The sequence below is a fragment of the Paenibacillus sp. JJ-100 genome (assembly GCF_948329825.1).
In the GTDB taxonomy this organism is placed as follows: domain Bacteria; phylum Bacillota; class Bacilli; order Paenibacillales; family Paenibacillaceae; genus Paenibacillus.
The window spans coordinates 409,729-435,219 of the sequence record NZ_CAOJCM010000003.1 but is presented as its reverse complement, the minus strand read 5'-3'; the positions used below and the strand labels follow the sequence as shown (position 1 = coordinate 435,219).

Sequence of the window (25,491 nt, the reverse complement as noted above, 5' to 3'; positions counted from 1 at the left end):
AACTAAGGCAGATCAATCAACATGTAGAAGGTATCCTCATGCCCTTCCAGCTTCAGGGAAGCCGTCTTTTCGATCCGTGCCGTATCTCCTGTGTGTAACACATGTTCCTGTTGAAGTCCAAGCTTGCCTTCGATGGAGAAAATGTAGACGCGGCGACCTTCGTTTTGTTCGAAATCAAGCGTCTTGCCTTTCGATAACCGCCCAAGGTAAATGGTCATGTCTTGATGAACCGTGGCTGTCCGTGGCCCACCTTGAGATGATGCTACAGGCACAATAGCCCCTTCAAGAGCGGATACATCAAAGGAAGTCGTTTCGTAGGATGGCTGCAGCCCTTTCGTATGTGGCATAAACCAAAGCTGTAGAAGTCTAACTTCCTCGGTATCTGAGGCGTTATGCTCTGTATGAATGACGCCGCTTCCTGCCGACATGCGCTGAATACTGCCAAAACCTGTTACTGCAACGTTACCCAGACTATCCTCATGTCTCAGCTTGCCATTCAGCACGATGGATACAATCTCCATATCACTGTGTGGGTGTGCACCGAAACCTCGACCTGGTGCAATAATATCATCGTTAGCTACCCGCATCGGTCCAAAGGCGGTGTTGTCCGGGTCCTGATATTCCCCAAAAGAAAAGCTGTGACTACCGCGCAGCCAGCCCCGATCAAAGCTGGAACGTGCTTCGGATGGAATGATCTTAATCATATGGCGCAACCTCCTTAAACCTGTTATTGTGCGTACCAAATTCTTCTTATTTTTTCTTAGTAGCATACTTATTTTCATTATATCAAAAGTAACGTTCTTTCGTCCAAACTAAAAAAGCTCTTTACTTGTCCATTCGATCCGGTAATCATCATTACCTTATCGAACTGGCAAGCAAAGAGCCTAGTCTCAAGAACCTTCCTGCTTTTCAACACTTTCTTTTATGCTTGTAGACTATCATTTTGTTGGTGTTCTTGGTTGTGTACAATCGTGCACATTCGTATTCCCCTCTGATGCAGATCAGGCACTCATATTCTGACTATTCTGACGTGCGCTTCCTTGGCGGTTGAACAGATAATCCAGCGCCAGAAAACGACTTCCCGTCAAGAGAAGAGTCAAAGAGCCTGCCATCAGCATATAGTCAAACTCTGTTCCGCTCAGGAACGGCTGACCCGCTTTAGCTGTAAACAGCGCACCGACCATCACAGCGACAAACAACAAGGCAAATACACGTGTACCCAGACCCAGAATCATAGCTGCACCACCTGCCAGCTCAATGATTGCAACAACCGATGCCATGAAACCCGGAATGCCTATACTTTCAAAAAAGCCTACAGTACCACTAATTCCACCCTCGAATTTGGCCCAGCCATGCAACATAAAGATAAGACCAATCATAATCCTTGAGAAAAACAGTCCAATTTCAATGCTTTTATTATTCATCATTCATCTCCCTTTTCATTGTTATTCTTGTTCATTATGGATCCTCGTTCATCGCCGCGCTCTATCCAATCGACCATACAAAAAGAATGGACAGCAGCAGAAACACGGTTGCTGAGATCAGAATGGCGTAACGCGGTAACCGAAGTGTAACGTCCAGTTCAGGATTGAGAAGACGCGAGATGCGCACATTCACTGATGTATCGGCAAACGAGGACTGTATGATCATTTCCCGTCTCTCTCCGGATGGTGAACATGCCTTGAGAAGTTTCAAGAGTGCACTGCCAATACCAGCAGCATTACCGGTACGTTCAATGGCTTCGTTATCCGCCAAAATCTCTCTCACGATACGATATTGCTGCGAGGTATGTTTTAATACGGGAATATACGGCATCATGACAGCAAATACCGAAAGTAGTGTTGTTTTCAGCGGGTCTCGATGCCACAGATGATGAACTTCATGATATACCACTGCCTTTTCTTCTTCCGGGTCCAGCATGCTGAGCAGCCCAGTGGATAGCACAATGCAAGGCCGCCACAAACCAATGGTAAACGCTACTGGAGAAGATTTGTCCACAACAAGGAACCGTGGTTTCTTGAGGTGTTGGTATCTTGCATTGAGCTCCGTTGACCAAGCTCGAATCTCCATTGAACGAAGCTTAGTGATCGCAGCTCGGGTTTGAATAATCCGCCGAGACAATAGCCAGCCTGTACCCGCAAAGGTCAGCACGACCAGCATTAACAGAAAATGACCTATAGACATCCAACCCATTCGGCTCATCCAGTGATTACACAGCCATAATACATTCAGCCGGATGTCCCATCCAAATATTTTATACATCGCGTACATGAACATCTGTATAAGCACAAGTACCGGAATACCAAACCCGACGGTGAACAAAATCTTGGAACGGGTCCTCCACATCCTAATCGTTATCCTTTTTCCATTGCTTAATTTTCATTTCCAATCGTTCGATCAAGCCCTCATCGGCTTCATCCAGTGCGTCAAGCATATGATTCAAAGCCAGAGTTCCGAATTCATCCACTAATTCTTGGGACAATTCCTTGGATTGATCATTCATAAATGCCTCCCTGCTCTGGACCGGCTGGTATAATGATGTGCGGCCCTTCTGTGTTTTACTGAGTAATCCCTTATCCACCAAACGATTCATCACAGTCATAACCGTATTGAAATTTACGTCTTTTTCTTGCTCCAATGCCATCTGCACTTCGCGAATGCTACTGCCAGGATTAGCCCATAGAATATCCATAATCTTGGCCTCCAGCGGGCCAAAAAAACGGTTGAGCCCGCGCTCACCTACTTTGAAATTAAGTATTCTCATCGTCAGACACCCCTCACACTACCCATTGTAGTGTACAAAGACGAGAAGTCAACCTCTATGTCAGCTATTTTATGTAAAAGATTTGTAAATTTGTTTTTCATTTGAGGATAAAAAACAAAAAAACCGGGCTATTCTGCAACATTGCAGTCCTGCCCGGTTCGTATCATGCTTTCGTTTGCTTTACTTCGGCATATGCGCAGAGATATCTACGCCCAAACCCTGAGCCAATCGCCCACCTAGCTGTGCATCAGCGCGGAAAAAGTGGCACAATGCTCTCATCTGAATGTCCATAGGTACGGCTCGGAGATCATTCGTCAAATTATCCAGTAGATGCTGCTGCTCTACAGGTGTGAATGAGCGGAACAGTTCGCCTGCCTGCGTGTAATCATCTGTTTTCTCGATCTTTTCTCGTACTACATGGCCGTGTAATGGAACTCGGCTATCACGATAAGCTGGGTCCTCCTGTGGACTGTTCCCCGAACTGTTAGGCTCATAGTTTACCGGCGATGGATCTTGGTTCACGTTCATGAGCCCATCACGCTGATGATTGCGCACAGGTGCATACGGGCAATTGACCGGAATCTGTAGATAGTTAGGGCCAAGGCGATGACGCTGTGTATCCGGATAAGAGAACAGACGACCCTGCAGTAATTTATCCTCTGATGGCTCAATCCCTGGTACAAGTGCACTCGGTGAGAATGCCGCTTGCTCTACTTCTGCAAAGAAGTTCTGCGGATTACGGTTCAGTGTCATCGTTCCTACCGTTTGGAACGGAAAAACATCCTCTGGCCATGTTTTGGTCGGGTCCAGCGGATCAAAGGAGAAATCATCCATTTGTTCCGGCTTCATTAACTGAACTTGCAGCTTCCACTGCGGATAATCCCCATTTTTGATATGATCGTGCAAGTCACGAGTCGCATGATTGAAATCCTGTCCTTGGACTTCAGCAGCTTCCTGACGGGAGTAAGCACGAACGCCTTGCACCGATTCCCATTTGTATTTCACATAGTGCACTTTACCCTCGGCATTAATCCATTTAAAAGCGTGCACCCCGAATCCATCCATTTCACGGTAACTGGCCGGAGTCCCCAAGTCTGAGAACAGCCAGGTCATCATATGTGTAGATTCCGGCGAGAGGGTCATGAAGTCCCAATAACGCGCCGGGTCCTGAATATTGGTGTCTGGAGCAGGTTTAAGGGAGTGTACCATATCCGGAAACTTAATCGCATCACGTATAAAGAAAACCGGCAGATGGTTACCCACAAGATCATAGTTGCCTTCACGTGTATAAAATTTAACGGCAAACCCGCGTGGATCCCGTGCGGTCTCGGGAGATCCCGTACCATGAATAACCGTCGAAAACCGTACAAGCACATCCGTCTCGGTACCAGGCTCCTGCAAGAAATCAGCCGTCGTATATGCCTTCATGCTCTGCTCCAGCTTGAACACACCATGTGCCCCTGCACCTCTCGCATGCACAACCCGTTCAGGAATACGCTCACGGTCAAAGTGCGCAATCTTCTCAATCAGATGGTAGTCCTCCAGCAGGGTAGGCCCTCTTCTTCCTGCTGTCCTTGAATTTTGGTTATCTCCTACTGGAGCTCCCTGGTTGGTTGTCAAACGATCTGTCATCCTGTCGTCCTCCTCTAGTATGGGTATCTTGTCTGCTGCTGTATCGTTCTACTAATTCAATTCATATTCGTCATTCGCTCAAATATACATTTAGACTTGATCTAACTGTTAAAATGATTCTAACATGTCCCATTGCTTCGCTGCATGAGGTTCATATGAGATTAGGATGAGGTTACTGCGGTAAAGATGAATGAAATATGAAGGATACTAAACTCCTTTCATCCCACTGAAAAAACAAAAAAGCGGAGACCGTCTAATAACGGTCTCCGCTTTTTGCTTCATCTTTAATGAGCATGAACAAGTCAGATTCACAGTGATGACTGCTGCTCCTCAAGTGCCTTTTTCTATGAGAAGTCATGTTCCTGGATCATCAGCCCTGTAAGATCCTTATAACCCATTCGCATTAGCAGCTCATTGCCATTCAGCTCCTGCACCTTCTTCACGCTCTTATCTAATTCCATTTCAAGTAAAAAACATAAAACTTCTGCCACATATTTAGGCTGGTTCAAATTAACGGCGTACGTTAAATCCTCTTTTTCCATTCGTAATCCTTCATTCAAAGGACTGCCGGAAATTGGAGTATCCCTGGTTACAAATAATATGATATATTTCATATCCTTATTATCCGTAATGATGGTCAGCCTGGACCTGCAGTAAACATCTCTGACCGTACTATAGCTCCACCAATAGGTGGCCCCATTGACCACTATTTTTCTCATCCATCTAATCTGCCAGGCGGTAGCCAACGCCTCTTACCGTTACGATATATTGCGGGGATGACGCGTTATCCCCCAATTTTTTGCGCAAGCTTTTGATATGAACATCGACCACGTTACTGCCACCTGTAAAATCAGTCTCCCAGATGTCGTTTAGCATCTCTTCACGTGAGATGACTGCACCTTTGGCATCAATCAACTTGAGCAACAGATCATATTCTGTCTTGGTCAGATGAATTCGTTCCTCATCACGCTGTACACTCATGCGTTCCCGATCGAGCGTCAGATCCTTGAATCCGATTCGCTGTCCCTCTTGGGGTAAGAAGGCACGTTTGGGCATCACAGGACTACTGCCGATCATCCGCTGTACCCGATAAAGTGCCTCCTGCGGGCGTGCTGGCCATACAAGCAATTCCTCCTGAAGCATGGGTCCGCTTGCGCTGCCAATCATCTTCTCTCCTACCAAGTACAGACATGGTGCCATATGTTCAGCTTCGCGATTCAATCGGCTGCTAATTCCTGCGAATGCATCGATTGTTCCGGCAACCGAGAGATCATAGATCAGCAGATCAAACACAAGACGCTCGTGGAGATCTGGCTCCCAGCGATGAAACACAAGTACATCAAAACAGCTATCGGTCAGAGCTTTAACTAATTCATGTACCTGACCCGGCATGGGGCTGATCAGAATGACCCGTCTTGTAACCGGGCAATTGTCCACAAAGGGTTCAGCCCCTGAATCCGCTAGAACAGGTTTGACCCGAAGCGGTAACCGCCGGCCCGACCATTTCAGTTTTACTTGATCCTTTTGCTTTTGCATTCCCCACATACACCTCCAAACACCACATGTGCATGATCAATTGCATAACCCGTTTCCGCTGCTACCTGCTTCATCCATTGTGGAGGGACTTCTGTCATCACCTCGTCCACTTTGCCACATACTTCACACATAATATGTTGGTGATCATCCATTCGGGCATCATATCGACTCGCTGTTTCGCCAAGTTTAAGCTCTCTGATCAGTTCTTTGTCTGTTAAATATCGAAGAGAATTGTACACCGTACCATAAGCCAGATTATACCCTTGCTCCACTAGACGATTCATCACATCGGCGGCAGTAGGGTGATCTTCTGATTTACGTACGACATCATATACGGCTTGCCGTTGTATGATCAGATTTAACGTTTTCACTACAAGGTCTCCTTTATTGTTTTTTCAGCGTGTATCCGTTTCGAACAATTTCGTTCGCTAGGCTTTTCTATAGGATAAGTATAACTTTTCTTTTGATTTCCATTTTGATTTAGATTAAGTATAAATCTTAATGTATATCAAAGTCAACCTTGTCTCCATACGTGTCTGATCTAGTATTTTATAGAAAATTAGACCTGATTCTCTCAACCATTTGGGATTATATGGTTCGCCGCCACGTCGATTTTCAGATAAAATAGAGGGATGCCTTAAAAGGAGGTATGCTGGTTGTTAAGTATGTTTTTTGTTAATATCTGTGTAATCATCACCTTTTTGTACCTATCGGGGATTCTCGCTAAATTCTATCGTATTCGTTTGCCTTTTCCTTCGCTGCGTGTTCAGGCCATTGGCGGCTTGTTATTTGGTTTATATGGTACAGTACTTATGAATTACTCTTTTCGAATAAACGACACCACAATTGTAGATCTGAGACATCTGGCCGTCATCATGGCAGCCGTATATCTTGGCGGATTGGCTTCAGTAATATCGGCATTCATTATTGCCATCCTCCGTATCCTTATGTTTGGTCTAACTTCCTCCGCGATTGATGCGGCTTTCACTATAATATTGCTCGGGCTGGCTGGTGTATATTTTGCCTATACTTCATGGTCTAGACTAACGAAAATTATCATGATGAACCTGATGGGGATGACCATGATCTTTATCGTCCTACTCCTGAATACCACCAGCATGACTACCTTGATGAAGGTATATCCGATACAGATGTCTATTTCCTTCTCTGGCGGGATTTTCATCTATCTCATCGCGGAGTTTATTAACAGATCCAATGAGATGTTATTCCTGCTCGAACGCCGTGCTTCCACTGACCATCTAACGGACCTGAGTAATCGGCGGCAGTTTGAGCAATCTCTGCAATCCGAGCTTCAGCATGCCAGACAGTGTCAACAGAAGCTATCCCTCTTGGCTATTGATATTGACCGATTCAAAAAAGTAAATGACACCTATGGCCACTCTGCCGGGGACGCCGTACTAAAACAGCTCGGGCAATTGCTGGTCCAACATGGGCGTTCCACTGATCTTGTCTCCCGCAATGGTGGGGAAGAATTCGCAATCTTGTTGCTTGATTGCGGATATCATCAATCCATGGCAATTGCTGAATCTGTGCGGAAAACTGTCGCCAAATACCTGTTCACATTACCCGATGGACAGACGTTAAAGCTGACCATCTCTATTGGTGTAGCTGTGTATCCTGATCATTGTGATGATATCGATGACAATGACCTGTTTGAACAGGCAGATCGCGCACTTTACGAAGCAAAAAATACAGGGCGCAACAAAGTTTGTTCTTTGCCACCCCGCAATATTGCAGTTGTGAATAACGGTTCATTATAACCGTTTTAAACACAATAGCTCTCTACATACCAAAAGGGATGCCCGTCTGCCTCAATACAAGGCTAGAAGCTGGTCATCCCTTTCTTTTATACCTTAGCAAATTCCGTTCTCACAGAACCATATAGACTTAATATCACGCAAGAATTTGTTCAATCTCTTCAATTACAGATGCCTCTAACTTGACTCCGGAAGCTGCTGCATTTTCTTTAACTTGTTCCGGGCGGCTAGCCCCAACGAGTGCACTGGACACATTCTTTTGTCGAAGAATCCAGGCTAACGCGAGCTGCCCTACCTTCAGATCAAGCTGATCAGCAACTTCCATTAGTTGCTTCACTTTGCCTATGCGGTCAGGATTTATCTTTCCTTCATCCCAGCCAAGCTTCGCAGCACGGCTATTCTCCGGAATATCCGAGACAGAGGTGTATTTTCCCGTAAGTAGACCTTGAGCTAGTGGAGAATAGACTACTTGTCCAATACCTTTACGTTCACCCAATGGGATGATTTCACTCTCAATGTAACGGTCAAACATATTATATACTGGCTGATTCACGACAATGCGATCCAGTAGCAGGCGATCTGCCGTTCCCAGCGCTGCTTCCATCTGAGCCGCTGTCCACTGGCTTACACCTACATAAAGCACTTTGCCATGGCGCACCAGATCATCCAGAGCACGAAGCGTCTCCTCGATCGGTGTTTCACTGTGATACCGGTGACAATAATAAATATCAACATAATCGGTACCCAAACGTTTCAAACTTGCTTCGCACTGCTCCATAATATGCTTCCGAGACAACCCGTGATCGTTAGGACCATCACCCATTTTGTTAAACACTTTCGTGGCGAGAACGTAGGATGAGCGAGAATACGCTTTCAACGTTTGCCCTAGTAGTACCTCGGCAGCTCCTCGTTCATAGGCGTTGGCTGTATCGAAAAAGTTGATGCCCTCATCGAATGCTGTTTCAATCGATTTCACCGCATTTTCACGTTCCACATAACCTCCGTACGTTAACCAGCTGCCCAAGCTGATCTCGCTTACTTTCAGTCCGCTTCCACCCAGTCTGCGATAATCCATTGATTGCATGTCCTCCTCTTCGATCCATATGATTGAAGTTCCACTTCCTATTGTAACCTAATCTGCGCAAATGCAGTACCTCTAAGTGTACGACCGGGAAAGGTCATCAAAAAAGAAGCACACCCTCAGAGGATGTGCTCTCAATTCGTTTATCTTCATTAGCGCGAAACAACACAGCCTGCATAGCTAGTTCATAGAGACCATTTTTATGGCAAAATAACGCTTAGTGCATTGAGCAACTCAGTCTGCCGAACAGGCTTCGTTAACACAGCATCAAAAAAGGCATCTGACTGATGCATATCGATATGCATCCCATAGGGGACGAGGACAATGACGGGCAAATTGTCAATCTGTCGTTTTAGTTCAATAACAAAATCGACCGTAATCCCTTCACGCAATCCCATATCTACAACAGCAACGTCAGGTCTAAATCCTTCTTTAATCCATTCATATGCTGTAGCAGAGCCCGAGGTCATGTGTACATCCATACCCCAATTGCGCATTAAGGTAGACACGCCTTGCAAAATATCTGGATCTTTGGCTAGCAGCACTTTTTTGGTTTTCAGACGTTGTTGTACACTTGTAATCTGTGGAAGATCCCAGTATTTACGTAATGGCAACGATATTAGAAACTCTGTCTCATTGTTTTGCTTGCTATTCACCTGAATCCGACCATGCATCAGAATCGCCAAGTTCTGGCTGATCGCCAGACCTAGATTGCTTCCCATCAAATTTTCCGTTTTGATCTCCTTAGGTTTGACCAGTGAGGTTGGCAATCGGTTATCAGATAACATCTGTCCCGTATATCTTACTCGAAGCACGAGAAGGTTGGTCTCCTCCAACTCCTCCCCCCTCATCTCGGCTGTAACCAGTACACTACCTTCGCGAGTGGAATCGATTGCATATTGCATCACATGATCCAAGAGCTGACCAATCTTCATCTCATCACCAATGAAAACTTGTGACACATTCAGATTAAGATTTAATCCAAGTTCTAACCTTTTGCTGGAGGCGATACCTGCATAGTGGTAGACCGTGTCCTCGATGGTGCTGACCAGATCAAAAGGGTCATCATGAATAATCGTTTTTCCAGCATCGTTAATATTAAAGTTCATCATGTTGTTGAGTAGTGAAAGTAATATTTTTCCACTATTCTCAATCATATTTGCATACTCGACTTGTTCCTCCGACATATCCGGTGTTCGCATCAAGTCTGTTAATCCCAAAATCCCATTCAGTGGATTACGAATCTCATGGCTCATCAGCTTGAGCATCTGGCTCTTGGCCGTGGACTCCAATTCGGCACGTTCCTTCTCGGCTTGTAGCTTTTCTTGCTGCTGTTCTGAGTCATTGAGCTTCTGCCCCTGAACGTGAAGCGTATTCTCGAGGTCAATCACATATCCCAAAAACACAGCCATAGCTTGCAATGTCTTCATGTCTGCCTCGCTGATTACATAGCCTGGATCATCCATTAAGCAGATTGTCCCAAAGGCTTCTCCTGTTCTTCTCAGAATAGGTACTCCTAAGAAAAAGCGGTTTCCCAACCCATTTGTAACATCCATGGATCTGGTGATGGAGTGCTCACGAGTATCCGAAATGTTGATTATATTACCATTGTCTTTTAATACAAGGCTGCAATAGGATTCTATGAATGGCATTGCAGTACCTTTGATGACTAATTCTTCATTGCGGTTGAAGGCTTCCAGAATGACATTGGTCACCCCATCATTCGTAGCTACGAAAATGGTATTGACTCTCAATATGCCACTTAATACATCCACAATATGGGCCGCTGCTTCTTCAATATCTTCAAAGAAACCTCTGTTGATGCCTTCTACCGTACCCATAGTTCACCTCTCTTGTCTTAGATGCTGATATCCACTTGGCTTGTTAGAAAGTCAAATTAGAATGTCAAATTACGTACTCTGCTAGGTAATCCGGAAGATATCTTCAACTATATTTATATCGTAACACTGCAGGAGCGTAAGAGATTTATTTGTACATACAAGATAACTAGAGATTATACGCTGTTGTCTGAGCTTTTGGAACCTTTAACCCGCGACCCATCACGGAAATGAATTGTTCCCTCTCTAGGGGTGTGATCATAATCACACCCAAAAATCCACATATAGTTTATAAATGGATAATATGAATCTACATGTAGTGTATAGCTAATATATTTTAAAAATAATGATCTATAATAATCATCTAGGAGGTACCTTAATATGACTATACTTGAGTATGCCGCACCACCGGCATCGGATCTCTTATCTGACCTGGGAAGACGTATTATTGGCGCAGAGGACGCTGATACACTGAGAGAGAATGCGAATCTGAACGGAGATTCCTTCAGTGGCAAGATGAGCAGGCTTGGGTCGGAGACAGCCAAGTGGCATGCCATGCGTCATGTGTTGCCAGAGGCGCTTGCCGATGCTGTTGATCATGGCGATCTGTATGTACACGATTTGGACCAGTACGCCCTGGGAACGACCAACTGTATCTTCATTCCTTTTGATCGGTTGCTGGCTTCTGGCTTCAATACAGGTAACGGATCGGTTCGTACACCCCAAACAATCATGTCTGCGATGGCACTGGTCGCAATCATCTTCCAATCTCAGCAAAATAGTCAGTACGGAGGCGTATCAGCCAACAAAATAGACTGGGATCTGGCACCTTATGTGCAGCGTTCATTTGCTAAGCATTTCCGTAAAGGGCAGCGCCTCTTCGAGGAACATGCACCGCTGGCAGACGAGCAGCTTCACCTGGACAGCGCCGAAGCGAAGCAGCAGTGCCCGCGTTCTTTTGCCTTTGCCTATGACGAGACGGTTCTGGAGACCGGACAAGCTGCTGAATCGCTTATACATAACCTGAATACGATGAGCAGCCGGGCTGGGGGACAGATTCCTTTTACATCACTGAACTATGGCATGTGCACTTCAGCAGAGGGTCGTCTTGTATCCCGTTCCCTGCTGGAAGCAACGATCAGGGGCCTTGGACACGGAGAAACACCCGTATTTCCACAGCATATTTTCCAGTGCAAACAAGGGGTTAATCAGGCTCAGGGTGATCCGAATTATGACTTGTTTCGCCTCGCAGTAACCTGTTCTTCACGGCGTATGTACCCTAACTTTGTCAATGTGGACGCATCGTTTAATCTGCCCTTCTATCGACCAGAAGACCCGGATACGATTATTGCGACTATGGGTTGCCGCACACGCACCCTTGCGGATCGGTTTGGACGGAACCGACAGAGTGGGAAAGGGAACCTGTCCTTCAATACGGTCAATCTGGTCAAATTGGGGATTCGTTTTGGAATCTGCCGAGGAAATCGGCCTGTCCCTGATCGAGAAGGTTTCTATACAGCTCTGGACAAAATGATGAACCTTGCTCTTGACGGCTTGCTTCATCGTTATGCTATTCAGAAGAAACAGCCTGCCAAATCATCGGACTTCATGATGCGTGAAGGCGTATGGGAAGGCGGAGAGAATCTGGAACCGGATGAGCCGGTTGCCGACCTATTAAAACACGGCACGTTGTCTATCGGATTTATCGGACTCGCTGAATGTATGATGGCGATGTATGGACGGCACCATGGACAAGATATGCATGTACATCATGAAGCGCTGAATGTAATCCGCACAATGAGAAAATTCTGTGATCGAATGAGTGAGCGACACAACCTGAACGTTACGTTGTTTGCTACACCTGCTGAAGGTTTATCTGGCAAATTCACCAAGCTAGATCGGGCACGTTACGGCTCCATATCTGGTGTGAATGAACGTGAATATTATACGAATTCGTTCCACATTCCAGTCTACTATACTCTCCCGGCCTACCGTAAAATCGAGCTGGAGGCTCCATTCCATGCCCTCTGTAATGCCGGAGCGATCTCTTATGTCGAGCTTGATGGCAATGTGCGAGCGAACACGTCAGCCTTTATGCGAATCGTGCAGTACGCGTTGGCACAGGATATCGGTTACTTTTCCATCAATCATCCGATTGATCGCTGCCCGGCATGTGGGTACGAAGGGGTCATCGGAGATATCTGTCCAGAATGCGAAGTTCACGAAAATGAAGTACACTTCCAGCGCCTTCGACGCGTTACAGGGTACCTGACAGGGGATTACAAGGTACGCTTCAATGCTGCGAAGCAGGCCGAAGTGCGGGATCGGGTGAAGCATCGGTGAATCTGTTTGGTTATATTCCCGAATCGGTCAATGAAGGAACAGGGCTGCGTGCCGTTCTGTTCATCAGCGGTTGTCGCCATGCATGTCCGGGCTGCTTCAGCCCCGACTCATGGAGCTTCCGGGCGGGTGAACCCTTCACAGAAGAGCGGCAGCAGCAGATTCTACAGGAAGTCATCAGCCATCCCCTCCTCGACGGTATAACGTTATGCGGGGGTGACCCCTTTTTCTCAGCAGCAGAATGTACCCAGTGGGTGCGTCAGTTACGGGATGCACGACCAGATCTGTCGGTATGGGCCTACACCGGATTCGAATACGAGGAACTCGTTAAAGACAAAGAGAGAGCAGAGCTTGCACGGTTATGCGATGTAATTATCGACGGAAGATATATTGCAACTGAGCGCGATGTGTCTCTGCCTTTTCGCGGAAGTCGCAACCAGCGTTTGATTGATGTGAGTGCAACACAAGCAACCGGAGACATCGTTACCTTACAGCTCGATGGAGTGTAACGATGTTTTTGTTTTTTTCTATCATTACAAAACAACACAATACAAAAGCAGGCTCTGTCACGTTTCTTGTCAACAGAACCTGCTTTTCTTTTGTTAGATCTAACGCATCTCAAAATGACAAATTCGAATGCCAGATGTCAACAGGAGATAGACGTCTTGTATTCCCTCTGCTCCTGATAGTTCAGCTCTAACCGTGGACCACTGCTGGGCACCGCCCTGTGCGAGCTCTACACGGCCGGCAATGGTGCCATCTGGCGCACCCAATCTCACTTCCAGCACAGCATCTTGCTGTTCTGAGGATACGCGTGCCTCCAATGCAGTTGCTCCGTTACCGAAGTCAGCCTCCTTAAAAGCAATCCATCCTTGCTCTCCAATCACACGGACTGCTGTTCCGCCCTCTTTACACTCATCCAGTTCCACACCTTGATAAGCATCATAGTTCTCAGCACGTGTAGTTATCCCCAGATGACGTGGCGGGATTGTCTCTCCATCGACCTGCAGATCGGCAACTAGCTGCACATCGGATGAGGACTTAGCTACCATGATAGAGTAAATCCCCTCCTCTACCACGTAGCGGTCACGGGTAACATCCCAGATGGCCAGTTCCTGAACAGGCAGATCGAAATGAACGGTTGCTGTGGCTCCAGCTTCAATATGTAGACGACGAAAGCCTTTGAGCGTTTTGAGTGGGCGCTTTACCCGAGACTTACCTGCACGCACATACAGTTGCACGACCTCATCACTGGCAATTGAACCGGTATTGGTTACATCCACACGAACCGTCACGTGATCCTCTGTGCCCGCTTGCGCAGGACTAACTTCCAGATTGCTGTATTTAAACGGGGCATAGGTCAATCCATGTCCGAACGGATATAACACATTACCTTCAAAATATTGATAGGTGCGGCCACCTTGAATAATATCGTAATCCCGGATATCTGGGAGCTGATCTGCTGACTGTACCCAGGTCATGTTCAGGCGTCCAGCAGGGGCGTAGTCTCCATACAGCACGTCTGCAACTGCATTACCCAGCTCCTGTCCGGCATGTGACGTATACAGGACTGCGGGAATGTTCTCCTGAACCCAGTTGCAGGTAAATGGATAACTGCCCACAATTACCACCACCGTATTCGGGTTAGCTTCATAGACAGCCTGCACCATTCGTTGCTGTGATTCAGCCAGCTCCAGGCTTGGACGGTCCACTTCTTCTTTACCATTGACGAGCGGGTTATTACCCACAAATACGATCGCAGTCTCGGCTTCTTTCGCAGCAGCAACAGCCTCATCAATTCCACGGGTGACGACATCTTGCTGGAATGTCTCTGCAGCACCGAATTCTTTCCATTCTTCAGCCACTTTGAGCACATCATGTCCATCGTTCGCTGCGGTCACGATTCTACCATTCCATGTTGTAAGACCCACGTGTCCATCTGCTTGTGGCAGCATATGAAATACTTCTTTGACAAACCAGCCGTACACTTCATTAGCTGACGCTGTAACGGACTGCTCATCTGTCGTCAGATATTTACCATTGCTCTCCGCCTGCAGCGTGTAACTGCCAAATCCCCAATCCGTCACTCGGAACGTCTCTGCTTCTCCCGAAGCTTTAACTACCATTTCAGGTGAACCTGCTGCTCTGACAAGTCCCAGCTTTTTGCCGCTTGCTGCGGAGGTCAGCGTAATGCGATCATCACCGTCTTTGAAAGTTACGTTATCGTTGCCTACCTTGCCACGAATCGCTTCCAGAGGTGTTATACGGTAAGGCAGTGAGCCTGCATACCAGTCTCGATAGACCGTTCCGCCGAGCTGTCCGATGACAGCCACTTTGCCTGCTTTGGTTTTGTCGAGTGGAAGGATGCCTTTCTCGTTCTTGAGCAGTACCACTTGTTCTCTTGCTGCTCGAAGAGATAAGGCTTTGGCCTTCTCCGTCATCATGGATTCTTCGCCGATTGCTGCATACGGGTTGCCTTCTTCCGGATCGAATTCACCCAGACGGAAACGAACACGGAACGTGTTGAACAAGGCTTTATCGATATCCTCCATCGTGAGCAATCCTTGCTCCAGCCCTTCACGAAGAGCTTGTTTGGATAGTTCAGCATCATCGGTGATGCTGTCAATGCCTGCTTGAATCGACTCCACCGTACCTGGGGTATGAGAATCATAATATTTATGATCATTCTTGATGCCCATCACGTCGCCCGCATCACTAACGATAAAACCGTCCATCCCCCATTCACCTTTAACAATTTCGTTCACATAAGGGTGCAACAGGGCAGGTGTACCATTGATAGAGTTGTACGCTGTCATCATGGACTGTGCACCGCCTTGCTTGAACGGCTTCTCGAAGGCTTTCAAATAATATTCACGCATATTACGTGGATCAATACTGGATGAACCACTACCCCGATCCACTTCGTTATTGTTGCCGAGGAAATGCTTGAGCGTCGCTACCGCCTTGTAATACTTGGGATGATCACCTTGAATCCCTTTCACCAGCGCCGTTGTCAGCTCCGCAGTCAGCTCCGGGTCCTCCCCATAGGCTTCTTCGTTTCGGCCCCAGCGTGGATCACGCTCCATATCTACTGTGGGTGCCCAAAGTGTAAGACCATTGACAGCAGGGTTGCGTTTGTAAAATACACGAGCCTCGTCTCCGATAACGGAGCCGATCTGCTTCATCAGATCCGTGTCCCACGTACATGCCAGCCCGACAGGCTGGGGAAAAGACGTAGCTTCACCAAGCCAAGCAAGGCCGTGCGCAGCTTCCGTTCCATGTTTATACGCAGCAATCCCCAAGCGTTCCACGGCCGGCTGGTATTGCAGCATAGATTCGATTTTTTCATCGTCCGTCAGGCGAGATACGAGGTCCTTCACCCGATCGTTAAGCTCAAGTGTCGTATCTTGAAACGGATATTTCGTTTGATGAGTCGTCATATCAAGTCTCCTTCAACATTTGAAATATAGATCATTATGATAGCGAATACATTTTAATTCCTGAAAACACATTATAATTGCTAAATTACATCACATAAATAGTTGGTAACACCTTATAAATGAACATGTTTTTCTATTTACACACTCTACTACACCAGAACCTAAAACGATTTCGATATTCCTACTATAAAGCAAATGGATTCAAAAAAACAGAGGCTTCCTTCCAGAAATCTTTCTCCGTCCTATATAAAAAATATATATACTCGTTTTTTTCTGGTACTCTCTGGCAATCCTGAATAGAAGTAGGGACATGTATACACCTAACGTCATAAATTAGGGTCTGATCCAGATCTAGGAGGAAGAACAATATATGAGTGAAAACGAGCAATTGCAAACAAACCTGCCGCCGGTTCCGGAGTCTTTATGGCGTGCCTCGAATACGTTCGATACCTATCCGAAACTCGCAGAGGATACGACTGCGGACGTAGCTATTATCGGCGCTGGGATCGCAGGCATTACAACAGCCTACTTGCTTGCACAGTCCGGTCTGAGTGTTGTTTTACTTGAAGCTGGAAAAGTGTTGGATGGAACAACAGGCCATACAACGGCCAAAGTATCTGCACAGCATGGAGTCATCTATGATGAAATTATGCACCACTTCGGACACGAACAGGCACGTATGTACTATGAGGGTAATGCAGAAGCTGCGAAGTGGATACGCCAGCTGGTGAATGATAAACAAATCCAGTGCCAGTGGGCCGATGAGGACGCCTATGTCTATATTCAATCTGAAGAAAATATCAAAAAACTGGAGATCGAACTTACAGCTTACGGAAAACTGAATATTCCCGGTGAATGGGTAGACCCGCTTCCGATTCCGGTCCCAGCCAGAGCAGGGATTCGCATGCCAGGTCAGGCACGTTTTGATCCACTAGCTTATCTGCACTATTTGCTGGATGAAGCAGTGAAGCAAGGCGTGCGTGTCTATGAGCATACTACTGTGACCGATGTCGAAGAAGAAGCATCTCTACGCATAAGAACGTATGGTGGTTCATTCGTTACGGCGGAGCATATCGTTGTCGCTTCTCACTTCCCGGTATATGATCCCGGATTTTACTTTACTCGTCTTCATGCCGAACGGTCCTATGCGGTTATGGTTGAACCGGAGAAACCTTATGCGGGCGGCATGTACATTTCCGATGATAATCCTGCCCGTTCGCTCCGTACTGTTGTTCATAACGGAAAAGAACATATTATTTTTGGTGGTGAGAATCACAAAACCGGACAAGGCATCTGCACTTTTGGCCATTACGAGCGCCTGGAACAATATGCAGCAGAAACCTTCGGTATTCGTAACATTCCGTTTCGATGGTCCGCGCAGGATATGATCTCGATTGACAAGGTGCCGTACATCGGGCCTATTACGAGCAGACATGAGCGGGTTTACGTGGCAACTGGCTTCGCCAAATGGGGGATGACTACCGGCACCATGGCTGGACATCTTCTGGCAGACCGCATTACCGGAAGGGATAATCCTCATGCGGAAGTATTTCATCCTGCCAGATTCAAAGCCGATCCGGGTATGAAGAACTTTATTGTCGAAAATGTCAATGTTGCCAAGGAGTTAATCTCGGGTAAAGTAGGCATGGTGCATAAAAATATAAGTGAGATCGGCAACGATGAAGGAGCCGTTGTCACTCATAATGGTAAACGGGCCGGTGCATACAAAGATACCAGTGGTAAGCTGTTTCTGGTCGACACAACGTGCACACACTTGGGGTGTGAGGTCGAATGGAACAACGGCGAACGATCATGGGATTGCCCATGTCACGGTTCACGTTTCAATTATGAGGGCCATGTCATCGAAGGTCCTGCTGTAGAAGATCTGCCCATCCTTGATGTGCAATCCTGATTCAAGGAGGTACAGCTGCAACAGGTAACTTACTTTGAATTGATAACCACAACCTGTATTCGTAGCAAAGTTAGTGATCAGGGCACATATTTCATCTCTTAGACCGGACCGGTATCCGCCTCCAGACGGAAGTAACCGCTCCGGTTTTTGCGTATGCTGGTATAGAACTTGGAACTTAGTTATAAACACTACCTTGCATTAAACACTAGTGAGTGCTATGATGTATCCACCACTACTGATCAATACATACTAGTGATTATCAAACAGAAGCAGGAGGAACCGATGTGAATGTAAACATCCAGTTCAAAAAAGGGGTGCTTGAGCTATGCGTCCTGGTTTTGATTCATCGTCAGGATCGATATGGCTATGAACTGGCTCAGGCGGTCTCCAAACATATCGAAGTTGCCGAAGGTGCACTGTACCCTTTGCTTCGCCGGCTTGTTAATGAGGGATATTGCACCACATATCTACAAGAATCCAGCGAGGGACCACCGCGCAAATATTACCGATTGTCGGATACAGGTCGTGAATATATGGCTGCATTAAGTACAGAATGGAACGCGTTTGTGCGCAACGTCACTAATCTGATGGAGGAAGGAACCCGAGATGAATAGACAAAAATTTATGCAGGACATGGAGAAGTATTTGCGTCCGATGGACCGAATAGAACGAGCCGAACTGCTCGCCGATTATGATCAGCATTTTGTCCTTGGTTTACGTGAAGGCAGGTCCGAAGAGGATATCGCACGTGAGCTTGGTCGCCCGGAAGAAATTGCACGCGAAGCACTGGGTGATCGGTACAACGCTCATGAGACCTCCGACACATCTGGTGTCGACCCCTTCGATGTACCAACATTCAGAGAAATGCAGCCCCCCAGCAGCCGAAACCGGGCTACAAGGAACTTTTTTGCAGCGGTCGGCTTGATATTTCTCAATCTGATGCTCATGATTCCGATCGGTCTTAGCCTCTGGTCCGTGTGGTTAACCCTTGCAGGACTGTCCTTGCTGGTGCTAGCTCCTGTAGCCGCTGCAGTGGACTATCTGTTTCTGGGTCATCTCGAAAAAGCAGAAATTTTCATTTCCATTGGGCTGTTCGGGATCGGCATTTTGTTTGCTATAGCCTCCAAATCTGTTTTTAGAGCATTTAAGGTGATTACGCTTCAGTATATTCGTTGGAATGCAAGAGTGATGAGAGGAGATGTTTCTGAATGAGTACAAAAAAATGGATTGCTTTAGCTATCATCTGTATCGGTATTGGCTTACTTGGAACGTCCATCTATGGTTTTCAGTTTGGAGATGATCGAGAGGCTTATGCCAAACGTTGGGATTTCAAAGCCGGAGAACTACAGAACATTCAAATGGATGGAGAATTTGATGCGGATATTGAATTCGTGGTTAGCCCGGATGATATCGCATATATCGAGGTGGATGGCCAGTGGAGTGCCAATGAAATCAAAAGTTTTGAGCAGGCAACATTCGCAGATGGTACGTTCAAGCTATCCCGGAATCAGCGTGACCGATTTCAATTTTTTACACTGAATTGGAATGAACGGGATTCCCAAATAACAGTAGCTTTGCCGCAAGGATATCGCCTGAATGATGTCACCCTGAACGCTTCATCGAGTGATTGGGATCTGACCGGGCTTCATGCTCAGTCATTGGAATTGCAGAATACGTCGGGATCGGTTCGTTTGCAAGACGTTAAAGTTCCCCAGATGAAACTATCTCTAACTTCTGGAGACATTGCCGCTTCCTCAATCAATGGTGATATGACCGTAGAACAAACATCAGGAAGCTTCACAGCTGATCAGATTACTGGAAAAGTAACGAGTACCATCCAATCCGGAGATATCGAGATTACGAAATTAAACGGTGCTGCCGATGTCGAGTTCACTTCGGGCAGCATTCATATCGAACAGTCCCATGCTGCATCCATTAACGCTTCCGGGACTTCAGGGGATATCTTCATTCAAGCTGCACCTGATTTTAAAGGCATATATGATGCACGAGCCACTTCCGGCGATGTTGATATGCCAGAATCACCCGCTTTAAGCCAGGATCGGATTCAAGCAAGTACAACCTCCGGTAGCATTGAGATTGTGAAATAGCCACGAAGCATATTTCCGATCTTAGGGTAAAGTATAGTATAATCAAATGCTAACCCATAAGCTGAGGAGGATTACTCATGGAACTAAAAAATAAAACAGCTATTATCACAGGTGCCGGTAAAGGTATTGGACGTGCGATTGCTGAAGCACTCGCCAAAGAAGGTGTACACTTGGGCCTGATTGCCCGTACCGCTTCGGATCTTCAAGCCCTTCAAGAGTCTCTTAGCCAGGAATACGGCGTAAAAGTAACAAGTGCAGCTGCTGACATCTCGGATCGCTCCCAAGCGGAAGCAGCGGTAGCAGCCATTGAAATGGAACTTGGCGCAGTGGATATCCTGATCAATAATGCGGGTATTGCAAGCTTCGGAACACTCTTGGATATGGACCCTGAAGAGTGGGAACGCATTCTGCATGTCAATGTCATGGGTACATACTATGTCACACGTGCCGTTCTTCCGAGCATGATCAAGGAAAGCAGTGGCAGCATCATTAATATCGCTTCCACGGCAGGCGAGCGTGGGTTCGCTACAGGTTCCGCGTACTGTGCCTCCAAATTCGCTTTGCTTGGCATGACAGAATCCCTGATGCAAGAAGTTCGCAAATCCAATATTCGTGTCACTGCATTGACACCAAGCACCGTGAATACGGAACTGGCTGTGAATGCTGGACTCAAAATCGGAGACGAGGATCGCATGATGCAAGCCGAAGATGTAGCCGAGCTTGCGCTGGCAACACTCAAGCTGTCCGACCGTGTATTTGTCAAAGCCGCAGGAATCTGGACAACGAATCCGCAATAAAGTACAGGAATCGCCCAGGAACTTAGTGGGATAAACCGAGAAAAGGTGGGGGACAATGTGTCCCCCACCTTTTCTGTTGGAGTAGAAACAAGGGCAGGATGACAACATACCGTTAGATCATAGAACATACGATCTTTCTATTATTCGCCATCGACCACTATCCTTCTATGGACTCAACAGATGATCCAGCTCTAATTCCTTGGATACCGCAATCAGAACGACTGCTGGTTCCTCACCAATATTAGTCACTTCATGCGGTACAATGGCGTTCCATGTAAACGAGTCTCCAGCCTCCAGCGTTTCCACATCTTCCCCCTGCTTCGCTTGGATCACACCCTGCATTACAAGATGACTCTCCTCTCCTGCATGTTTACTCATTCCGGTGGAAGCCCCTGGAGGAAGTTCTACAATGGACATGCGCATCGCACCTTTGGCGGTTAGCTGCTGTACTTTGATCTGACCGCTGCCAGCCGTTGTCTCCTTGCGCTCATGCTTGCGCACCACATTCATACGCTGCTCCGGCGTTAATAACAAGTACGGTAGCGGGACCTCCAGATAATCAGCGATGCTCTCCAGTGTAGCGATGGACGGAGATGTTTTGTTATTTTCCACGTTGCTAATAAAGCCTTTGGATAGTCCTGTCCCCTCACACATCTGCATGATTGTAATTTGTTTCTGTTTGCGTATCGTTCGAATTGCCAAGCCAATATCCATGTCATCCTCTTCCCTCTCTATGATTGCAAGTATTCCTGAATTTATGATTCAACAGATGTCTCTGCGAAAATAAGACGATTGCCAAACGGATCGGTAATGCTCATCTCACGCATTTGCCAAGGCGTTTCTTCGATACCCGGTCTCGCATATTTGTAATTTTGCAAAGTAAGCCTCTCATGCATTTCTTCCAGATGCTCTGTCGCAATACGTAGGGCTGCACCTGGCGTACAGTCGCCGTGATGTTCTGATAGGTGAATCACTACGGTGTCATATGAAACCTGCATATACAAAGGCATGTCCGCCTCGAATCGATGCTCCCAATCCAGCTTGAAACCTAAATAATTCATATAAAATTCCTTCGCTTTCGTTTCATCAAATATCCTCAAAATAGGTATGATTCCCTTCATCATCTACATCACGTCCTCCTTTACAAAATAAATCTTCATCTCTTCATTCCAAGTTACCTTATATCAAACATATTTTCATGATACAAAAAAAGTATTGACCTTACAATGAAATCATGATAAATTTTGTTCATAAATAAGAATATTATTTTCATATGAGTGAACTTATTGGAGTGTAGTTCATCCTTTACTTAAGTTTGATCATACATCTGGTTCATACCAACCATAGCCCAGCTGGAGGTGTATCCCGTTTGAATTCTTCATATATTCATGAGGTGAAGCTGCCTCCCCATTATGATAAAGATCAGAAATACCCTGTTATTTTTGCCCTGCATGGTATGGGTTCGGACGAACAGGACATGCTTCGCTTAATGGAGCCTTTGTCTTCCGATTTCATTATCGTGGCCGTTCGCGGGCCCATTGCACAAGGCGGAGGGTATGCTTATTTTCAGATTAAAAGTATAGGCAATCCTGTTCGCGAGTTATATGATGCCTCAGTTCAAGGACTGGAGCAGCTCATTAACGAGCTGTCGCTCCAATATGCGATTGATCCTGCTCGGCGCTATATCGCCGGATTCAGTCAGGGTGGCATCATGGCAATGACCCTGGCTCTGGTTATGGGCGATGCGATCAAGGGCATCGTTGCGATGAGTGGATACATTCCGCAATTTGTAAAAGAGGAATATACGCTGCAACCTTCTTCGAGCCTGTCTGCATTTATCTCACACGGCGATCAAGATCATCTGTTTCCGCTGCAACTCGGTGAAGATAATGCTTCATTTTTCCGCAGCTATACGAATCAAGTCACCTATGTTCCCTACAACGGCGGTCACCATGTGACATCCGAGCTATATGCACAACTCCAACATTTCCTTCGGACGGATGCCCAGGTCACTGCCGAAGATACGAAAGGATGAATGAATGATGATGCCTTCCCTATTTATCGCTCATGGTGCCCCTTCACTGGCGCTAGAGGAGAATGTTTACACTGAATTTGTACAGAAGCTTGGACAGGATCTGCCTAAACCCAAAGCTGTCGTCTTGTTCTCCGCTCACTGGGAATCAACTACACAGCTTGTATCATCCGTTACCGGCTCTTATGAAACGATCTATGACTTCGGTGGTTTTCAACCTGAACTGTATCAGATCAAATATCCCGCTCACGGGCATGCCGAGACATCCGCCGAGATCACCAGACTGTTCGCGGAAGCTGGTATTCCAGTGCAGACCGATGAGACACGAGGGCTCGATCACGGAGCATGGGTTGTGCTGCGTCTACTCTACCCTGAAGCAGATGTGCCTGTTATCGCTCTGTCCGTCAATCGTTATCTCACGGGTGAGCAACAGTATCGCATAGGTCAAGCGCTCGCCTCTCTGCGCGAACAAGATGTTCTTGTCATCGGCAGCGGCGGAACTGTTCACAATCTGCGCCGTTTGAACTGGGAAAGTACAGGTGCGGATGCATGGGCCATGGAATTTGATAACTGGCTACAGGATAAGTTGGAACGTTGGGATACAGACGCTCTCTTCGCTTACGACAGATTGGCTCCATCTGTAGATGCGGCAGTCCCTACACCAGAGCACTTTGTGCCACTTCTACTGGCTATGGGTGCAGGAGATGCTACCAAGCAGGCCTCTCTCTTATTCCGGGCGTATCAGTATGGCAATCTGAGCTTGTCCTGCTGGAGATTTGACTAAGCTGCATAGTTACAAAATGATACGACATGTACAAGCATAGATCTTAAATAGCGTGAGTTGCAGGGTTCCCCTGCGTCTCACGCTTTCTTTGAGTTTGCTTCCTGAACGACAGACTGAATTGAATAGTGTAGACCTACATTTACACATATTTGCGTGAAATACAAAGCATTGAATATTAAAAGTACAGTAACTTAAAACTACACTAGTCTAGAACAGAGCCACCATTGTAGACTGGATGGTAATATGACCATTTTTTCATAATGCTGGGATATGTAAAGGAGAGTATAATAACATTTAGTGGAAATGCGTAAACTAATGGAATAGAGACAATTTTTCTACATCAACTACATATCTGGGAGGAACTATCGAAGTGGCTGAACAAGTGAAGTCAGAGAGCTTTATGTCTCTCATCAAAAAAGGAAACACATCCTCTGCCGTTGCCATGACTGGAAACGCCATACTTTCACTGTGCAAGGGAGGCGCGTTTTTATTCAGTGGTAGCGGTGCTATGTTCGCATCAGCGATGCATTCACTGGCCGATGCCATCAACCAAGGGTTTGTATTTGTCGGAAGTGTATTATCCGAGAAGCAGCCTACACGCCGCTTTCCAACCGGATTCGGACGGGTCATCAACATTTTCTGTATGATCGCCGTTATTGTTGTGACGATTATGGCCTATGAAACGATTCACGAAGGCATCAACCTGCTTCGACATCCTGCTGGCAGCTCGGGTGGACTGTGGATCAATATTGGTGTACTTGTACTGAATATCGTAATTGATGGGGCCATCCTCATCAAAGCGATGAAGGAAATTCTCAAGGAAGCTCGTGCGCCAAAAGCGACGGGACTCGCCCTGGTACCTGCTGCGATTAAAAATGTAAGACGTGCCGCACCTCCAACCCGACTCGTGTTCTACGAGGATGTTGTGGCCGTGATTGGAGCCATCCTTGCGCTTCTGTCTGTTGTTATCATTGCACTGACTAACTTCGCCTTGCTCGATGGCGTTGTAACCACCATCATCGGATGCCTGATGATTGCTGTCGCTTTCCGCGTCGGATACGACAACATGATCGGTTTGATTGGTGTGGCAGCACCGCAGGATATCGAGGACAAAGTATCCGAGACCATTCTGGCAGACAGCCATGTGGCTGACATTCAAATGATGCGCATCATCCAAGAAGGACGGTATTACCATGTTGAGGGTCTGATCGAGCTGACCAAGGGACTCAGTCTTGCCGATGCAGATGATATCAAGTTCAGGATTCAGGAGAAACTGATGACGAACCCGGATATTGCAGACGCCTCAATCTCGATCATTGAAGATGACGGAGTGAACAGTTGGAGCAAAAAAGACTCGGATGTAGTGAAGTAGTATTCGAATAACTTGATCATCGACAAAAAGATGCACAGCCAAGAGACGAAGCAGAAATCACCCTGCCTCGTCTCTTT

24 protein-coding genes are annotated in these 25,491 nt (G+C 46.6%); 11 read left to right on the top strand and 13 right to left on the bottom strand.

What is annotated here, in order from left to right; all coding sequences use genetic code 11:
• Nucleotides 1–2 precede the first annotated feature (2 nt).
• The 8 genes from PQG66_RS15010 to PQG66_RS14975 all read right to left on the bottom strand — a co-directional run bounded on the left by PQG66_RS15010 (nucleotide 3) and on the right by PQG66_RS14975 (nucleotide 6,303).
• Complete coding sequence (locus PQG66_RS15010; protein ID WP_272038533.1) at nucleotides 3–704, bottom strand: pirin family protein; 702 nt, start codon at nucleotides 702–704, stop codon at nucleotides 3–5.
• A gap of 297 nt (nucleotides 705–1,001) precedes the next feature.
• Nucleotides 1,002–1,427, bottom strand: a complete 426-nt coding sequence (locus PQG66_RS15005; protein WP_442955103.1) for a DoxX family protein — start codon at nucleotides 1,425–1,427, stop codon at nucleotides 1,002–1,004.
• A gap of 58 nt (nucleotides 1,428–1,485) precedes the next feature.
• Nucleotides 1,486–2,346: a M56 family metallopeptidase gene (locus tag PQG66_RS15000; protein ID WP_272038532.1), complete on the bottom strand. Its 861-nt coding sequence runs from the start codon at nucleotides 2,344–2,346 to the stop codon at nucleotides 1,486–1,488.
• 1 nt (nucleotide 2,347) lies between these two features.
• A complete protein-coding gene (locus PQG66_RS14995; protein ID WP_272038531.1) occupies nucleotides 2,348–2,764 on the bottom strand; it encodes a BlaI/MecI/CopY family transcriptional regulator in 417 nt (138 codons plus the stop codon).
• Nucleotides 2,765–2,944: 180 nt separating this feature from the next.
• Nucleotides 2,945–4,396, bottom strand: coding sequence for a catalase (locus PQG66_RS14990; protein ID WP_272038530.1), 1,452 nt, complete (start codon nucleotides 4,394–4,396; stop codon nucleotides 2,945–2,947).
• A 344-nt stretch (nucleotides 4,397–4,740) separates the two neighbouring features.
• A complete protein-coding gene (locus tag PQG66_RS14985; protein ID WP_272038529.1) occupies nucleotides 4,741–5,115 on the bottom strand; it encodes a hypothetical protein in 375 nt (124 codons plus the stop codon).
• Between the two features lie 4 nt (nucleotides 5,116–5,119).
• Complete coding sequence (locus tag PQG66_RS14980) at nucleotides 5,120–5,932, bottom strand: winged helix-turn-helix transcriptional regulator (RefSeq protein ID WP_272038528.1); 813 nt, start codon at nucleotides 5,930–5,932, stop codon at nucleotides 5,120–5,122.
• Complete coding sequence (locus PQG66_RS14975) at nucleotides 5,908–6,303, bottom strand: Fur family transcriptional regulator (RefSeq protein ID WP_272038527.1); 396 nt, start codon at nucleotides 6,301–6,303, stop codon at nucleotides 5,908–5,910. The genes PQG66_RS14980 and PQG66_RS14975 overlap by 25 nt, the downstream gene beginning before the upstream one ends.
• Before the next feature lie 294 nt (nucleotides 6,304–6,597).
• On the opposite strand from PQG66_RS14975, the gene PQG66_RS14970 reads away from it, so the two are divergent.
• Entirely contained in the window at nucleotides 6,598–7,713 is a 1,116-nt protein-coding gene (locus PQG66_RS14970) for a GGDEF domain-containing protein (protein ID WP_272038734.1), read from the top strand.
• Between the two features lie 133 nt (nucleotides 7,714–7,846).
• Here PQG66_RS14970 and PQG66_RS14965 read toward each other — a convergent pair whose 3' ends face one another.
• Together PQG66_RS14965 and PQG66_RS14960 are read right to left on the bottom strand one after the other, a co-directional pair.
• Complete coding sequence (locus PQG66_RS14965) at nucleotides 7,847–8,785, bottom strand: aldo/keto reductase family protein (RefSeq protein WP_272038526.1); 939 nt, start codon at nucleotides 8,783–8,785, stop codon at nucleotides 7,847–7,849.
• Between the two features lie 206 nt (nucleotides 8,786–8,991).
• On the bottom strand, nucleotides 8,992–10,632 hold the full coding sequence (locus PQG66_RS14960) for a hybrid sensor histidine kinase/response regulator (RefSeq protein ID WP_272038525.1): 1,641 nt from the start codon (nucleotides 10,630–10,632) through the stop codon (nucleotides 8,992–8,994).
• A gap of 378 nt (nucleotides 10,633–11,010) precedes the next feature.
• Between PQG66_RS14960 and PQG66_RS14955 the strand changes: the two genes are divergently transcribed.
• Both PQG66_RS14955 and nrdG read left to right on the top strand, forming a co-directional pair.
• Nucleotides 11,011–12,972: an anaerobic ribonucleoside triphosphate reductase gene (locus PQG66_RS14955; protein ID WP_272038524.1), complete on the top strand. Its 1,962-nt coding sequence runs from the start codon at nucleotides 11,011–11,013 to the stop codon at nucleotides 12,970–12,972.
• Nucleotides 12,969–13,478 carry an anaerobic ribonucleoside-triphosphate reductase activating protein gene (nrdG, locus tag PQG66_RS14950; protein ID WP_272038523.1) on the top strand — a complete coding sequence of 170 codons (510 nt, stop codon included), beginning with the start codon at nucleotides 12,969–12,971 and terminating at the stop codon, nucleotides 13,476–13,478. The genes PQG66_RS14955 and nrdG overlap by 4 nt, the downstream gene beginning before the upstream one ends.
• A gap of 99 nt (nucleotides 13,479–13,577) precedes the next feature.
• Here nrdG and PQG66_RS14945 read toward each other — a convergent pair whose 3' ends face one another.
• Nucleotides 13,578–16,409 carry a glycoside hydrolase family 3 C-terminal domain-containing protein gene (locus PQG66_RS14945; protein WP_272038522.1) on the bottom strand — a complete coding sequence of 944 codons (2,832 nt, stop codon included), beginning with the start codon at nucleotides 16,407–16,409 and terminating at the stop codon, nucleotides 13,578–13,580.
• A gap of 370 nt (nucleotides 16,410–16,779) precedes the next feature.
• Here PQG66_RS14945 and PQG66_RS14940 point away from each other — a divergent pair, with 370 nt between their 5' ends.
• The 5 genes from PQG66_RS14940 to PQG66_RS14920 all read left to right on the top strand — a co-directional run bounded on the left by PQG66_RS14940 (nucleotide 16,780) and on the right by PQG66_RS14920 (nucleotide 21,226).
• A complete protein-coding gene (locus PQG66_RS14940) occupies nucleotides 16,780–18,321 on the top strand; it encodes an FAD-dependent oxidoreductase (protein ID WP_272038521.1) in 1,542 nt (513 codons plus the stop codon).
• Between the two features lie 284 nt (nucleotides 18,322–18,605).
• Complete coding sequence (locus tag PQG66_RS14935; RefSeq protein WP_272038520.1) at nucleotides 18,606–18,935, top strand: PadR family transcriptional regulator; 330 nt, start codon at nucleotides 18,606–18,608, stop codon at nucleotides 18,933–18,935.
• Entirely contained in the window at nucleotides 18,928–19,533 is a 606-nt protein-coding gene (locus PQG66_RS14930) for an HAAS signaling domain-containing protein (RefSeq protein WP_272038519.1), read from the top strand. Before PQG66_RS14935 ends, PQG66_RS14930 begins: the two co-directional genes overlap by 8 nt.
• Nucleotides 19,530–20,429 carry a DUF4097 family beta strand repeat-containing protein gene (locus PQG66_RS14925; RefSeq protein WP_272038518.1) on the top strand — a complete coding sequence of 300 codons (900 nt, stop codon included), beginning with the start codon at nucleotides 19,530–19,532 and terminating at the stop codon, nucleotides 20,427–20,429. The genes PQG66_RS14930 and PQG66_RS14925 overlap by 4 nt, the downstream gene beginning before the upstream one ends.
• A gap of 77 nt (nucleotides 20,430–20,506) precedes the next feature.
• Nucleotides 20,507–21,226 (top strand): 3-ketoacyl-ACP reductase, encoded by a 720-nt coding sequence (locus PQG66_RS14920; RefSeq protein ID WP_272038517.1) that lies wholly within the window; start codon nucleotides 20,507–20,509, stop codon nucleotides 21,224–21,226.
• A gap of 165 nt (nucleotides 21,227–21,391) precedes the next feature.
• On the opposite strand, the gene PQG66_RS14915 is transcribed toward PQG66_RS14920, so the two are convergent.
• Both PQG66_RS14915 and PQG66_RS14910 read right to left on the bottom strand, forming a co-directional pair.
• Complete coding sequence (locus PQG66_RS14915; RefSeq protein WP_272038516.1) at nucleotides 21,392–21,940, bottom strand: helix-turn-helix domain-containing protein; 549 nt, start codon at nucleotides 21,938–21,940, stop codon at nucleotides 21,392–21,394.
• 41 nt (nucleotides 21,941–21,981) lie between these two features.
• Nucleotides 21,982–22,347 carry a glyoxalase superfamily protein gene (locus PQG66_RS14910; protein ID WP_272038732.1) on the bottom strand — a complete coding sequence of 122 codons (366 nt, stop codon included), beginning with the start codon at nucleotides 22,345–22,347 and terminating at the stop codon, nucleotides 21,982–21,984.
• Nucleotides 22,348–22,595: 248 nt separating this feature from the next.
• Between PQG66_RS14910 and PQG66_RS14905 the strand changes: the two genes are divergently transcribed.
• The 3 genes from PQG66_RS14905 to PQG66_RS14895 all read left to right on the top strand — a co-directional run bounded on the left by PQG66_RS14905 (nucleotide 22,596) and on the right by PQG66_RS14895 (nucleotide 25,414).
• The gene (locus PQG66_RS14905; protein ID WP_272038515.1) at nucleotides 22,596–23,261 is read left to right on the top strand and encodes an alpha/beta hydrolase; all 666 of its coding nucleotides are present in this window, start codon (nucleotides 22,596–22,598) and stop codon (nucleotides 23,259–23,261) included.
• A 7-nt stretch (nucleotides 23,262–23,268) separates the two neighbouring features.
• Entirely contained in the window at nucleotides 23,269–24,042 is a 774-nt protein-coding gene (locus PQG66_RS14900; RefSeq protein WP_272038731.1) for a DODA-type extradiol aromatic ring-opening family dioxygenase, read from the top strand.
• Between the two features lie 400 nt (nucleotides 24,043–24,442).
• The gene (locus PQG66_RS14895; protein WP_442955109.1) at nucleotides 24,443–25,414 is read left to right on the top strand and encodes a cation diffusion facilitator family transporter; all 972 of its coding nucleotides are present in this window, start codon (nucleotides 24,443–24,445) and stop codon (nucleotides 25,412–25,414) included.
• The last annotated feature ends 77 nt before the right edge of the window (nucleotides 25,415–25,491 follow it).